The organism is Subdoligranulum sp. APC924/74, assembly GCF_003324125.1.
Lineage (GTDB): Bacteria > Bacillota > Clostridia > Oscillospirales > Ruminococcaceae > Gemmiger > Gemmiger qucibialis.
Genome location: NZ_PSQF01000079.1, coordinates 1 through 12,839, shown reverse-complemented (window position 1 = coordinate 12,839; position 12,839 = coordinate 1). Strand labels below are relative to the sequence as shown.

10 protein-coding genes and 1 riboswitch are annotated in these 12,839 nt (G+C 56.9%); of the genes, 7 read left to right on the top strand and 3 right to left on the bottom strand.

Annotation, left to right across the window (positions count from 1 at the left end):
- Window positions 1-83 precede the first annotated feature (83 nt).
- Window positions 84-1,202, bottom strand: a complete 1,119-nt coding sequence (locus tag C4885_RS13075) for a DUF3810 domain-containing protein (protein ID WP_114000765.1) — start codon at window positions 1,200-1,202, stop codon at window positions 84-86.
- A 495-nt stretch (window positions 1,203-1,697) separates the two neighbouring features.
- Between C4885_RS13075 and C4885_RS13070 the strand changes: the two genes are divergently transcribed.
- The 7 genes from C4885_RS13070 (at window position 1,698) to C4885_RS13035 (ending at window position 10,518) form a co-directional block, all read left to right on the top strand.
- Window positions 1,698-3,410, top strand: a complete 1,713-nt coding sequence (locus C4885_RS13070; RefSeq protein ID WP_114000764.1) for a 1,4-alpha-glucan branching enzyme — start codon at window positions 1,698-1,700, stop codon at window positions 3,408-3,410.
- 46 nt (window positions 3,411-3,456) lie between these two features.
- Window positions 3,457-3,571, top strand: a riboswitch (TPP riboswitch).
- Window positions 3,572-3,656: 85 nt separating this feature from the next.
- The gene (gene thiT / locus C4885_RS13065; protein WP_114000763.1) at window positions 3,657-4,220 is read left to right on the top strand and encodes an energy-coupled thiamine transporter ThiT; all 564 of its coding nucleotides are present in this window, start codon (window positions 3,657-3,659) and stop codon (window positions 4,218-4,220) included.
- A 601-nt stretch (window positions 4,221-4,821) separates the two neighbouring features.
- Window positions 4,822-6,306, top strand: coding sequence for a PTS transporter subunit EIIC (locus tag C4885_RS13055; protein WP_114000761.1), 1,485 nt, complete (start codon window positions 4,822-4,824; stop codon window positions 6,304-6,306).
- A 216-nt stretch (window positions 6,307-6,522) separates the two neighbouring features.
- A complete protein-coding gene (locus C4885_RS13050; protein ID WP_114000760.1) occupies window positions 6,523-7,005 on the top strand; it encodes a PTS transporter subunit EIIB in 483 nt (160 codons plus the stop codon).
- 179 nt (window positions 7,006-7,184) lie between these two features.
- Window positions 7,185-7,916 (top strand): glucosamine-6-phosphate deaminase, encoded by a 732-nt coding sequence (nagB, locus tag C4885_RS13045; protein ID WP_114000759.1) that lies wholly within the window; start codon window positions 7,185-7,187, stop codon window positions 7,914-7,916.
- 49 nt (window positions 7,917-7,965) lie between these two features.
- On the top strand, window positions 7,966-9,102 hold the full coding sequence (gene nagA / locus C4885_RS13040) for an N-acetylglucosamine-6-phosphate deacetylase (RefSeq protein WP_114000758.1): 1,137 nt from the start codon (window positions 7,966-7,968) through the stop codon (window positions 9,100-9,102).
- A 363-nt stretch (window positions 9,103-9,465) separates the two neighbouring features.
- Window positions 9,466-10,518, top strand: a complete 1,053-nt coding sequence (locus tag C4885_RS13035) for a low specificity L-threonine aldolase (RefSeq protein ID WP_114000757.1) — start codon at window positions 9,466-9,468, stop codon at window positions 10,516-10,518.
- Window positions 10,519-10,978: 460 nt separating this feature from the next.
- Here C4885_RS13035 and C4885_RS13030 read toward each other — a convergent pair whose 3' ends face one another.
- Window positions 10,979-11,686 (bottom strand): methionine ABC transporter permease, encoded by a 708-nt coding sequence (locus C4885_RS13030; protein ID WP_114000756.1) that lies wholly within the window; start codon window positions 11,684-11,686, stop codon window positions 10,979-10,981.
- Window positions 11,679-12,683 carry a methionine ABC transporter ATP-binding protein gene (locus tag C4885_RS13025; protein WP_114000755.1) on the bottom strand — a complete coding sequence of 335 codons (1,005 nt, stop codon included), beginning with the start codon at window positions 12,681-12,683 and terminating at the stop codon, window positions 11,679-11,681. Before C4885_RS13025 ends, C4885_RS13030 begins: the two co-directional genes overlap by 8 nt.
- Window positions 12,684-12,839: the final 156 nt, after the last annotated feature.

Here is a 12,839-nt window from a genome sequence, read left to right as displayed (position 1 = left end):
TATTATCTGCGCTTTTGGCTTGGCATCTGCCGCACCTCGCTCGCCGTATCGGCACTTAGAATTATGCGGTATTGCCTATAAACTTATTCCCCCTGCGCCATTGGATAATAATACTCCACCAACAAATCCACGCAGGCCCCATAGCTTTTCATGCCCAGGGTCTGGTCATACCCGCGCAGGAAACCGGTATACACCGTGCTGCCTGCCTCTTTGACCGGGCCTTCCCACTTGGCCCAATAGGCGTTGTTGTCGGCCAGGTCGGTGCGGGCAGCATCGCACAGGGTGCGGTAATTTTCGCTGGCGGCCTGCGGGTCAGCGCTGTACCAGGCGTTGGAAAGGTACAGGTAGCCCATCAGCCAGCCGGAATATTCATATGCCGCATCACCACAGGTGGTGGAAGCCCGGATCGCCACAAAGTTTGCTTCCTGCTCGGCCGCCACGCCGCGCTGGTGGCTGAACTCGTGCGCAATGGTGGCGGGCAAAAACACCGCCGGGCAGTCCACATTCAGGGTGCTCTCGCCAAACAGGGGGCACAGGTAGCCGGTAAAGCCTGCCGCGCTCATCAGCTTGGAATAAAACGCCGGTTTGGGGCTGCGGTGCGGCCCGGCCAAAAAGGGATATTCCGCCACAATGCCGTCATACACATGGCCGGTGTTCAGCAAAATTTTCTCCTTGCTCACGGCGAACAGACCGGTTTCGTCCCGTGGGACGGTATCAGCGGCGGCGTTCACCTGCTCGGCAAACCACACGGTGGTGGCGGCCAGCTGTTCCACGCTCAGGGCCGGGGCCTGCATGTTGGCCTGCGCGGCAAAGCTGGGTGCATAATACTGGGTGCCCCACAAAGCGCACACCCCGGCATAGATCCACACCGCCGCGGTGCCCACATGCAGCACCCAGGCGGCAAAGCCTGCCTGTTTGCGGTGCATAGCCCGCACAATGCGCTGCACCAGCCGAACCAGGCAGATCAGAATGGCCGCCGTGGCAGCCAGCTCACAAAAGCTGAAGGGTAGCGGCTCCACCAGCGCAGAAGCAAACCGCTTGACCGGCATGGAAACATACTCCACCCACCACTGCATGGCCGCGGCACTGCGGCGTGCGGCCCAGAACACACCCAGCGCCGCCGCCCCGCCGCCCAGCAGGGCCAGCCCGGCTTTGTGGGCGCGGCCAAATGCACGCACGGCGGCTGATACTTTTTTCTGCATCTTGTTTTCCCCTATTTATCGCAACTTTTATCTCATAATTTTTCTAAGGTGTATCTGGTGTATCTGAAAACAAAGAAAATGACGGATATTTCGCAAACACAAGCAGGATGTAAGGCAAAGAGCCGCAGGAATCCTTTGTGGATTTCAAGACCTTTTAAGGCAATACCGCATAATTCTAAGTGCCGATACGGCGAGCGAGGTGCGGCAGATGCTAAGCCAAAAGCGCAGATAATACTGGATGTATTATCGAGCATTTTGGCAACGCAGATGCCGTTCCGCAGCCGCCGGAGCGGTGCTTAAGCCGTAAGGCGGGAATTATGCGGTACTGCCTTAACACAAAATCCCGCCATATTTGTAGAAATAGACGATATTTTCGACGTTTCAGACACACCATTTTATTATACGGGCCGCCCCCTGTTTGCGCAAGGGCCGTGCCTATGTTATAATAAGTTTATTTAACACACGTTCAATTTTGCAGGGTAAGGGGGCAGAGCGATGCGGCCGGATGTGGAAGAGTTTTTCTGCGGCATCAGCTTTGACGCTTACCGCCTGCTGGGTTCCCACCCGGCGGGGCCGGGGCGCGGCTGGCTGTTTACCCTGTGGGCGCCGCACGCCCGCCGCGTGCAGCTGCTGGGTGACTGGAACGGCTGGGATCTCTATTCCGCCGCCGAGCTCACCTTTTGTGAGGACGGCCTGTGGCGCGGGCGGGTGCCCCAGGCGCAGCTTGGGCAGCTGTACAAGTATAACATTCAGGGGCCGGACGGCAGCTGGCAGCTGCGGGCAGACCCGTTTGCCTTTGCGTTTGAAGCTCTGCCCGGCACGGCTTCCCGCCTGGCGGAGCCGAATTACCCGTTCGCCGCTCCCTTGCTGCGCGGTGCCCGCCGGGATGCTCCCGTTCTGATTTACGAACTGCACGCCGCCAGCTGGCACCGCCATTGGGACGGCCGCTATTACACCGGGCCGGAGCTGGCAAAAAGTCTGGTACCCTATCTTGTGGAGCACCACTACACCCATGTGGAGTTTTTGCCGCTGGCAGAATACCCGTTTGACGGCAGCTGGGGCTACCAGGGGTGCGGGTATTTTGCCCCCACCCAGCGCATTGGCGGGTTTGCAGGCTTTGCCGCGCTGGTGGATGCCCTGCACGCCGCAGGCATTGCCGTGCTGATGGATTTTGTGCCGGTCCATTTTGCGCCGGATGCCGACCGCCTGGCCTGTTTTGACGGTGCGCCTTTATTTGAATCCGGCCCCAGCGACTGGGGCAGCCTGAACTTTGATCTGGCCAGCCCGCCGGTGCGCAGCTTTCTGCTCAGTTCGGCGGCGTTCTGGCTGCAGGTGTGCCGGTGCGACGGCCTGCGGGTGGATGCCATCGGCAACGCGCTGTACCACTGCCCCAACGGCTGGCAGGCAGCAGAGTTTTTCAAAACGCTGACAGCCGGGCTGCACGCGCGGTTCCCCGGCTGCATGCTGGTGGCAGAGGACAGCGCCGGTTCCATGAACGCCACCTCCGATACCGCCAGCGGCGGGCTGGGCTTTGACTATGTGTGGGAGATCGGCTGGACACAGGATACGCTGGCCTATTTTGCCGCGCCGTTCGGCGGGCGCAGCGCTCTGTTCCGGCAGTTGTGCGGCAGCTTTGGCCCCTTTGGCACGGTGCAGGGCATCAACGCGCTGAGCCACGATGAAAACCACCCCGCCAGCATTTTCACCCGCCTGTATGGCAATGTAGAAGAAAAGCTGGCCCAGATGCGGCTGCTGCTGTTATTACAGGCCGCCCGCCCCGGCAAAAGCCTGCTGTTTGCGGGGGTGGAGTTCGGCCAGCCGGATGCCTTTACCGATGGCCGGGAGCCGAACTGGGCTATGCTGGCGGACGCCGGGCACCGCGCCCTGGCTGATTACAGTAAGGCGCTGAATGCTTTCTGCCTGGCACACCCGGCGCTGTATGCGCCCCAAAGCTTTGCCTGGACCGCGCAGGATGCAAGCACCGGCGTGCTGGGCTTTACGTTGCAGGCCGGCTGTGAAACACTTTTGTGCGCCCTGAACACCGGCACACAGGCTGTACAGGGGTTTGGGCTAAAGCCGGGCTGGGGCAGCTGTGCCCTGCCGCTGTTTGCCGCGGGCTGGGTGGATAATGCTCCCCGCCCCATTGCCAACGGATGGCTGGCGCTGGACCTTGCACCGTTAAGCGGCGGAATTTGGCAGATCGAGTAGTTTTCCGCCTTGACAAATCGGCATTTCCTGCTATACTGGGAACCGGACATAAGAACAGGGGCGCTGGAGGGCATCTCCGGCTGAGATCAAAGCAACTGTGTTTTGAGCACCCTATACCTGATCCGGGTAATGCCGGCGTAGGAAGTTTTGCTGTGGTTATATACTGCTCACAACGCTTTTGGCGCCCGCTGTACCTGCGGGCGCTTTTCTTGTTTTTATGTACTATTTTTCAGGAGTGGTATGTATATGTCATCCTCTTACACCAAAACGCGCATTATGGTAGAATGCGCCCTGATGATTGCGCTGGGCACCATCCTGGCCAACATCAAAATCTATGAGCTGCCCAACGGCGGCTCCATCACGCTGTTCAGCATGGTGCCGTTCATTCTGGTATCCTTCCGCCACGGGGTCAAGTGGGGCCTGTTCACCGGCTTTGTGAACAGCCTGCTGCAGATGCTGCTGGGCTTTTATGCGCCCCCGGCGCCCGGCCTGCTGCCTTTGGTGGGCATGATCCTGCTGGATTATGTGCTGGCCTTCTCCTTTCTGGGGCTTGCCTGCGTGTTTGCCAAGCCGTTCAAAAACAAGCTGGTCGGCGTGGCCGTGGGCTCCGCCGCCGTGTGCGTGCTGCGTTTCCTGTGCAGCTTTTTGTCCGGCGTGCTGATCTGGGGCAACCTGAGCGATGGTCTGCCCGCGTGGATCTACAGCCTGACTTACAACGGCTCCTACATGCTGCCGGAAGGTATTATGACCACCATTGCCGTGGTGCTGCTGTACAAGGCTGCGCCCCAGCTGTTCAGCGCCAACAACTGATTTTGCCATTTTCAACTCCGTTTGCCTGGGGTGCCGTTTTTACGGCGTCCCAGGATTTTTTATTTCCTTTTTTCTTGATTTGCCCGTACCTGCTGCACAAAAGTTTTACCATGGCAGACATCACATTTTCCGCCCCGCCCGCCAGCCGCACCGCACGTTTTTTGCCCTGCACCAGCAGCTGCCCGTTTCAGCTGCTAACTATTACAGAAATGCGTTTTTGTACAGTTTTTTCAAATGTATTTTTGTTGCAATATTTTAGCAAAAAACGCTCACTTTATGTTATCTTTATCTATCTCTTTGTTTCGTTAAAGCGCCGGGGCACCTGTCTTTCTTTCAAGTTTCGGTCAAAATGCGTTATATTTTTAGCAATATAACCAAAGTCACCTTTGTTTTTTCGGCATTGTGCTATTTTGACAAAATACATTTGCAATTTATTGAAAATATGTTAAAATAGATTTAACAGATTGTTACACCGCAAACAATGTTCCTATTTACCACTGCATGAACGGGAATTTTGCTAACCAGAGCGGTTTTGCAATCCCCACCGGGGGCATTAGCTTCACCCCGGCAAAATACGTCCGTATTAGGAGGAATGTATCTTATGATGAAATGGCTGCAAAAGCTCGGCAAGGCGTTGATGCTGCCCGTTGCCGCGCTGCCCGTCTGTGGTATTCTGATGGGTATTGGCTACGCTCTGGCTCCCGCCGTTATGGGTGCTGAAGGTCCTACTACCGGTGCTGCTTACACGGTCGGCTTCCTGCTGGTCAAGGCTGGCGGCGCTCTGATCGATAACATGGCTTGGCTGTTCGCCATCGGCGCAGCTGTCGGCCTGGCAGACGACCATGACGGCACCGCTGGTCTGGCTGGTCTGGTCAGCTTTTTGATGATGCAGCAGCTGCTCAGCCCCGGTGTTGTGGGCACCATCCGCGCTGCTGTTGGTTCCACCCTGGAAGAAGGCACCGTTGATTACATTGCTTTCAGCAAGATCGCCGGCAACTCCTTCATCGGCATCCTGGCTGCTGTCATCGGCGCCACCTGCTACAACAAGTTCAAGAGCACCAAGCTGCCTGACTGGCTGGCATTCTTCAGCGGCAAGCGCAGCGTTGCTATCATGACCGCTTTGGTTTCCATCGTGACTTCTGTTATCCTGCTGTTCGTCTGGCCCGTTATCTTCGGCATTCTGGTTGCTCTGGGCAACGGCATTGCCGGCTTGAGCGGCATCGGCGCAGGTATCTATGCTTTCCTGAACCGTCTGCTCATCCCCACCGGCCTGCACCACGCTTTGAACAACGTGTTCTGGTTTGACACCATCGGCCTGGGCGACCTGAAACACTTCTGGGCTGGCGAGACCAGTGCTGACGTGGGCTGGGACCTTGGCATGTACATGTCCGGCTTCTTCCCCTGCATGATGTTCGGTATCCCCGGCGCTGCACTGGCTATGGTCCGCACCGCAAAGAACAAGAAGGCTGCTATCGGTCTGGTTGTTTCCGCCGCTATCTGCGCTTTCGTCTGCGGCGTTACCGAGCCGTTTGAGTTCGGCTTCATGTTCCTGTGCTTCCCCCTGTATGTTGTTTATGCTGCTCTGTACGGCATTTTCACCATCATCACCTACTACTCCGGTTTCCGCGCTGGCTTCTGCTTCTCCGCAGGCGCAACGGACCTGGTTTTCTCCGCTTCCCTGCCCGCAGCTGCCAAGACTTGGATGATCATTCCTCTGGGCATTGCCGCTTTTCTTGTGTTCTACTTTGTCTTCTACTTCGCTATCACCAAGTTTGACCTCAAGACCCCCGGCCGTGAGGACGACGATGTGGAAGAAAGCGAAAAGAACATCAAGCTTTCCAACAACAACTACACTGCGATTGCTACCGGTGTTCTGGCTGCTGTCGGCGGCAAGGAGAACATTACCGGTGCTGACTACTGCGCAACCCGCCTGCGCCTTGAAGTGAAAGATTCTTCCGCTGTGAATGAAAAGGCTGTCAAGGCTGCCGGTGCTGCCGGTGTCATCCGCCCGTCCAAGACTTCCTGCCAGGTTGTCATCGGGCCTCAGGTTCAGTTCGTGTTCGATGAACTGAAGAAGATGCTGTAATTTAAGTAACAGCAAGGGCAAGGGTTCTGGTTCCTTTGTTCCACGCCGCAGGCTGGCCGCCATGGCCCTGCCTGCGGCTTTTTTGTTTTGGTGGGCAAAAGCTGGCGTTTAACTCTTTCTTTTCTTGCTTGATTATGTTAAAATCAGAACTATAAATGCCTCCTGCGGGTTTGCCGCAGCGGCAAAAATACACTACCCAAGGAGGTACTTTGTAACATGAACTCATTCCAACGCATCTGCCGGTCGCCTGCTTTTTTGGTGCTGGCCCTGATTTTGTGCGCCGCCGTGATTGCCGGCGGCGTTGCCCTTGCCCCCGCCGCCCCCAAGGTTTGGATCGTGATCCCCGTGCTGCTGGCTGTGGCCGCGGTTATCTGCTTCTTTGTGGCGCGCTCCACCAGCAAGGCCGCGCTGCAAAAAAAGAAAGAGGCGGAAAACGAGGGTGTGGTAAAAGCCGACCTTGACCATGCCGGCATTGCCGCCAACATTCTGGCTGCGCTGGGCGGTAAGGCCAATGTGCAAAAAGCCAGCTGCTGCGCCACACGGCTGCGCTTCCAGCTGAAAGACGGTGCTAAGGTGGACGAAAAGGCACTCAAATCCGCCGGAGCTTCCGGTGTGATCCGCTCCACCCCCACGGCCTGCCAGGTCATTCTTGGCACGCAGGTCCGCTTTGTTTACGAAGAACTGCAAAAGCTGCTGTAAGGCAGCGTTCCCCATCCTGGTTCCGGCTTCCGGAGCCAGGATTTTTTGTTATATTTTCCTAAAATATTTCTTTGTTTTTTCTCTCTTTTTTCTACAATCTCTAGTTTCTTTGTGGTGTTTGTGCTATACTATAGGTAATGGCTGTCCGCGCACAAAAAAAGAATAAGGAGATGTTCCCCATGAAAATTATTCGTGCAAAAGATTATTATGATATGTCCCGCAAAGCGGCCAATATCATCTCGGCACAGGTCATCATGAAGCCCAACTGCGTGCTGGGCCTGGCAACCGGCGGCACCCCCGTTGGCACCTACAAACAGCTGGTTGAATGGTACAACAAGGGCGACCTTGATTTTGCGGAAGTAAACACCGTCAACCTGGACGAATACCGCGGTCTGCCCCGCGAGCATCCCGAAAGCTACTGGTCCTTCATGCACCGTAACCTGTTTGACCTGGTCAACATCCGCCCCGAAGCCATCCATATGCCTGCCGGCACCAACATGGATGCTGCTGCCGAGTGCTCCCACTATGATGAAATCATCCAGCATCTGGGCGGCGTGGATCTGCAGCTGCTGGGCATTGGCCACGATGGCCACATTGGCTTTAACGAGCCGGGTGCCGCTTTTGAGCTTGGCACCCACTGTGTCCACCTGACCAAAGAGACCATTGAGGCCAACAAGCGCTTCTTTGACAACAACGAAGATCTGGTCCCGAAAGAAGCCTACACCATGGGCATCAAAACCATCATGCAGGCCCGCAAGGTTCTGATGGTTGCCAACGGCGTTGGCAAGGCTGACATCATTAAGAAAGCTTTCTTCGGCCCCGTCACGCCGGAAGTTCCCGCTTCCATCCTGCAGATGCACCCGGATTTCACCCTGGTGCTGGATGCCGAAGCTGCTTCCAAGCTGGACTAAGCGTATCGCTCAAGCCCTTACTGCATAACTGATAAGAGGAAATTTCTCAATGATTATCAAAAATGCAAAAATTTATACGCCGGAACATACCTTCAAAACAGGGGATCTGACCATCCGGGATGGCCGCATTGCCTTTGGTGCGCCCCCGCTGGAGGGCGAGGAAGTTCTGGATGCCAACGGTGCCTATGCTCTGCCCGGTTTGGTGGATATTCATTTCCACGGTGCTGTCGGGCATGATTTCTGCGATGCCGATGAAGCCGGCTTGCAGGCCATTGCCGATTTTGAGGCCAGCAAAGGCGTGTTGGCCATCTGCCCCGCCACCATGACGTTCAGCGAGGAGATTTTGAACGGCATTATGGATGTGGCCGCCGCCCACAAGAACGGTCAGGGTGCTGACTTGGTCGGCATCAACATGGAAGGCCCTTACATCAGCCCCAAAAAGATCGGCGCACAGAACCCCAAGTATGTGCAGGGGGCCGATGCCGCCATGTTCCGCCGGCTGCAGGCACGCAGCGGCGGGTTGATCAAGCTGGTGGACGTTGCCCCGGAAGAACCCGGCAATCTGGATTTTATCCGTGACTGCCACAACGAGGTGTGCATCTCGATTGCCCACACCTGCACGGATTATGATACCGCCAAGGCTGCGTTTGCCGCCGGTGCCAGCCACATGACCCACCTGTATAACGCCATGCCCGGCATCACCCACCGCGCCCCCGGCCCCATTATTGCCGCGCTGGAAGACGGTGCCGATGTGGAGCTGATCACCGATAATGTTCACATTCACCCCGCTGTGGTGCGCTTTACCTTTAACACCTTCGGGGATGACCATGTGATCCTGATTGCGGACAGCATGATGGCCTGCGGGCTGCCGGACGGCGCTTATAGCCTGGGCGGCCAGGCCGTTACGGTGCGCGGCCCCCGCGCCACCCTGACCGAACACCCCGATACCATCGCCGGCAGCGCTACCTGCCTGTATGACTGCATGCGCCGTGCTGTGTGCGAGATGGGCGTTCCGCTGGAAAGCGCGGTGCGCGCCGCGACCGAAAACCCGGCCCGGAGCATTGGCGTTGATGCTGATTATGGCTCTTTGGCCGCCGGGCGCTATGGCAACGTGGTTCTGGCCGATGATGACCTGAACATCCTTGCCGTGGTGCAAAAGGGCAAAGTTATCCACGATAACCGCTGAACTTGTTGAAAATCCGGGCGCTTGCCAAAAAGCGTCCGGATTTTTTGTTTTGCTCCCTGTACGCCGCTGCTGCGGCTTTTCTGCACAGTGCTTTCTTTAGGCAACACCGCACAATTCCCGCCTTGCGGCTTAAGCACCGCTCCGGCAGCTGCGGCACGGCATCTGCGTTGCCAAAATGCTCGATAAGACATCCAGTATTATCTGCGCTTTTGGCTTAGCATCTGCCGCACCTCGCTCGCCGTATCGGCACTTAGAATGATGCGGTATTGCCTTTACAAAAAACGGTACAGACTTTATAATGGATAAGTATGCTGTCGGGTACTCTGCCCGCAGCGAACGGTTAAAACGGAAAGGAGCGATCTTATGATCCGCTTTGAATGTGATTATGGCGAGGGTGCCGCCCAGCCGGTGCTGGACCTGCTGCAAAAGACCAATCTGGAACAGACCCCCGGTTACGGCATGGACGATTACTGCGATCAGGCCCGCGGCCTGATCCGTAAGCTGTGCGATGCCCCGGATGCCGGAGTCCACTTTTTTGTGGGTGCCACCCAGGCCAACTTTACCGTGGTGGATGCCCTGTTAAAACCCTGGCAGGGCGTGCTGTGTGCCGACAGCGGGCATATCAATGTACATGAAACCGGCGCGGTGGAAGCCACCGGCCACAAGTGCCTTGCCCTGCCCAGCGTGCAGGGCAAAATTACCGCCCAGCAGGTGAGGGATGCTTATGATGCTCACTGGGCCGATGCCAGCCACGAGCACATTGCCCAGCCCGGCATGGTGTATATCTCCAACCCCACTGAGGACGGCACCCTGTACACCAAGGAGGAGCTGACCGACCTTTCCGCCACCTGCTATGACTGCGGCCTGTACCTGTTTGTGGATGGTGCCCGCATGGCTTACGGCCTTGCCAGCGAAGCCAATGATCTGAACCTGCAGGATTATGCCAACCTGTGCGATGTGTTCTACCTGGGTGGAACCAAGTGCGGTGCGCTGTTTGGCGAAGCTGTTGTCATCAATAACCCCGATCTGGACCAGGATTTCCGCTACGCCATCAAGCAGCACGGCGCCATGCTGGCCAAGGGCCGCCTGCTGGGGCTGCAATTCCTTGCCCTGCTGAACGGCGAGGACGGCACCGGTTCCAGCCCCTATTACACTATGGCCGCTAAGGCGGACCGCCAGGCCATGCGCATCCGCGCTGCGTTTGAAGCAAAGGGATGCGCCATGCTGTTTGATTCCCCCACCAACCAGCAGTTCCCCATCCTGCCCAACAGCTGGTACAATGCCCTGAGCGAAAAGTACGCCATGACCCTGACCGCCAAGCCGGACGCCGAGCACACTGCCGTGCGGTTCTGCACCAGCTGGGCCACCCGTGACGAGGACGTAGACGCCCTGTTGGCGGATATTGCCAGTCTGTGATGATAAAGTATATTCTGAAATAATAAACGATGCGCCCTTTGCGTTGGGCAGGCTGCGAAGCCTTGGCCGCTGCAAAGGGCGCATGTTTTTTTTCGTAACAAATTGGAAAGGAAGGAGAAGGAGGAGAAATGTATGTAAAGCCGGTTGCCCGGCATTGTTGGTTGTCTGGCCTTCGCCGGCGGCCGCTGCGATTGCTGCGGGCGTCTGGCATGGCGAAGGACGCAGTGGATGTTTTAAAACGTCGTTTACGTTTTTGTTTCTCTCTTTCGAGTACACTGTTATTATACGGGCAGATTATGGAAACCTCGTTAAAGAGTTCTGAACGATTTGGTAAGATTTGGTGAACAAATTTTGAATAAGCAAAAGCGATGCCAATAAGCCCAAAAGCACACAAAAAGCGGCTGGCCGTGCAGGTGATTTTGTCTGCACGGCCAGCCGTTTCGCTTTTTATCGTTTTATTTTAGCCTTTGGTTTTCTGCACGCGCTTGTCGCACCTGGTGGCCAGGCGGGTGCCAATGCTTTGCAGCACCTGCACCAGCACAACCAGCAGCGCAGTTGCAAAAATTTCCAGCACCAGGTTATAGCGGTAGTAGCCATAGTTGATGGCAACCTTGCCCAGGCCGCCGCCGCCGATCACACCTGCCATAGCGCCATAGCCCAGAATGGTTGTGGCAGCAATGGTTGCGTTGGCAATCAGGCTGGGCATGCTTTCTGGGATCAGCACCTTGGTGATGATCTGCAGCGGGGTTGCCCCCATGCTCTGGGCTGCTTCCACCACGCCGGAATCCACCTCACGGATGCTGGTTTCCACCAGACGGGACACAAACGGGAAGGATGCAATGACCAGCGGCACAATGGATGCCACCGTGCCAATAGAAGTGCCCACGATCAAGCGGGACAGCGGAATGACAATGATCATCAAGATCAAGAACGGCACACTGCGCAGCAGGTTGATTACGCCGTTCAGCAACCGCATGACCCAGCGGGGCAGCGGACGCACACCACCGGGCTCACCCGTTACCAGCAACACACCAAGCGGCAGGCCGATGACCAGTGCAAACAGGGTGGACACCACGGTAGAGTAAAAAGTATCCCAGGTTTCTGCCGGGATGGAAGGCAGAACATCCAAAAAAGTCTGCCAGTCCTTCGATGCAAAAAATTCAGCCATTGCTGCCCACCTCCTCGTAGGTAATGCCGGGATAATTCTTGATGTAATCCAGCGCCTTGGCAGCGCCTTCGCCTTCCGGCAGGGCCAGCAGCATGCTGCCCAGCGTCTGGCCGTTTACCACGCGGGTGTCCGCTGCCACAATCGAAACCAGCGCCCCGCACTCAATGGCAAGGCTGGCCACCAGCGGCTTATCGGTCGTCTGGGTGCCGTTAAAGGCAACACGCACCATTTTGCGGCCGGGCAGCAGCTCGCGCTCCGGCGTGCCCGCCGGGAACACCAGCCGCTTGGCAGCGTCGGAATGCGGGTTCGAGAAGATATCCCGCACGCTGCCCTGCTCTACCACGGTGCCGTTATCCAAAATGGCAACATGGCTGCAAACATCCTCCACCACGCTCATCTGGTGGGTAATGATAACCACCGTAATGCCCATTTCGCGGTTGATCTTCTGAATCAGCTGCAAAATGGCGTGGGTGGTGTTGGGGTCCAGGGCACTGGTGGCTTCGTCACACAGTAACACCTTGGGGTTGGTGGCCAGGGCACGCGCAATGGCAATGCGCTGCTTTTGCCCGCCGGAAAGCTGCGCCGGGTAAGCGTCCGCCTTGTCCGGCAGGCCAACCAGCTCCAGCAGCTCCCTGGCGCGGGCTGTGGCTTTATCTTTGGGCACACCGGCCAGCTCCATGGGGAAGCAGATGTTCTTCAGGCAGGTGCGCTGCATCAGCAGGTTGAATTGCTGGAAGATCATCGTGATCTCCCGCCGGGCATCGCGCAGCTCTGCGGGGCTCAGCTGCATCATTTCGCGGCCGTTCACGATCACCTTGCCCTCGTCCGGGCGTTCCAGCATATTGATGCACCGCACCAGCGTGGACTTGCCTGCGCCGGACATGCCGATAATACCGTAAATATCGCCGTCCTGAATTTCCAGGTTGATGTCGTTCAGGGCAACCACCGTTGCGCCCGCCGCGGCAAACCGCTTTGTCAGGTGTTGGATCTGGATCATAATTTCTGGCTCCTTAATCCCAAAATTCCCTGTGTCCGGAGGTGGGCACAGGGGATAATGAGAGTTTACTTTTTATTTAGGGCAATACCGCATAATTCTAAGTGCCGATACGGCGAGCGAGGTGCGGCAGATGCTAAGCCAAAAGCGCAGATAATA

Excerpts from the sequence above, each read along its gene's own strand:
- C4885_RS13075 (WP_114000765.1), bottom strand. The coding sequence starts at position 1,202 with ATGCAGAAAAAAGTATCAGCCGCCGTGCGTGCATTTGGCCGCGCCCAC.
- C4885_RS13070 (WP_114000764.1), top strand. The coding sequence starts at position 1,698 with ATGCGGCCGGATGTGGAAGAGTTTTTCTGCGGCATCAGCTTTGACGCT.
- thiT (WP_114000763.1), top strand. The coding sequence starts at position 3,657 with ATGTCATCCTCTTACACCAAAACGCGCATTATGGTAGAATGCGCCCTG.
- C4885_RS13055 (WP_114000761.1), top strand. The coding sequence starts at position 4,822 with ATGATGAAATGGCTGCAAAAGCTCGGCAAGGCGTTGATGCTGCCCGTT.
- C4885_RS13050 (WP_114000760.1), top strand. The coding sequence starts at position 6,523 with ATGAACTCATTCCAACGCATCTGCCGGTCGCCTGCTTTTTTGGTGCTG.
- nagB (WP_114000759.1), top strand. The coding sequence starts at position 7,185 with ATGAAAATTATTCGTGCAAAAGATTATTATGATATGTCCCGCAAAGCG.
- nagA (WP_114000758.1), top strand. The coding sequence starts at position 7,966 with ATGATTATCAAAAATGCAAAAATTTATACGCCGGAACATACCTTCAAA.
- C4885_RS13035 (WP_114000757.1), top strand. The coding sequence starts at position 9,466 with ATGATCCGCTTTGAATGTGATTATGGCGAGGGTGCCGCCCAGCCGGTG.
- C4885_RS13030 (WP_114000756.1), bottom strand. The coding sequence starts at position 11,686 with ATGGCTGAATTTTTTGCATCGAAGGACTGGCAGACTTTTTTGGATGTT.
- C4885_RS13025 (WP_114000755.1), bottom strand. The coding sequence starts at position 12,683 with ATGATCCAGATCCAACACCTGACAAAGCGGTTTGCCGCGGCGGGCGCA.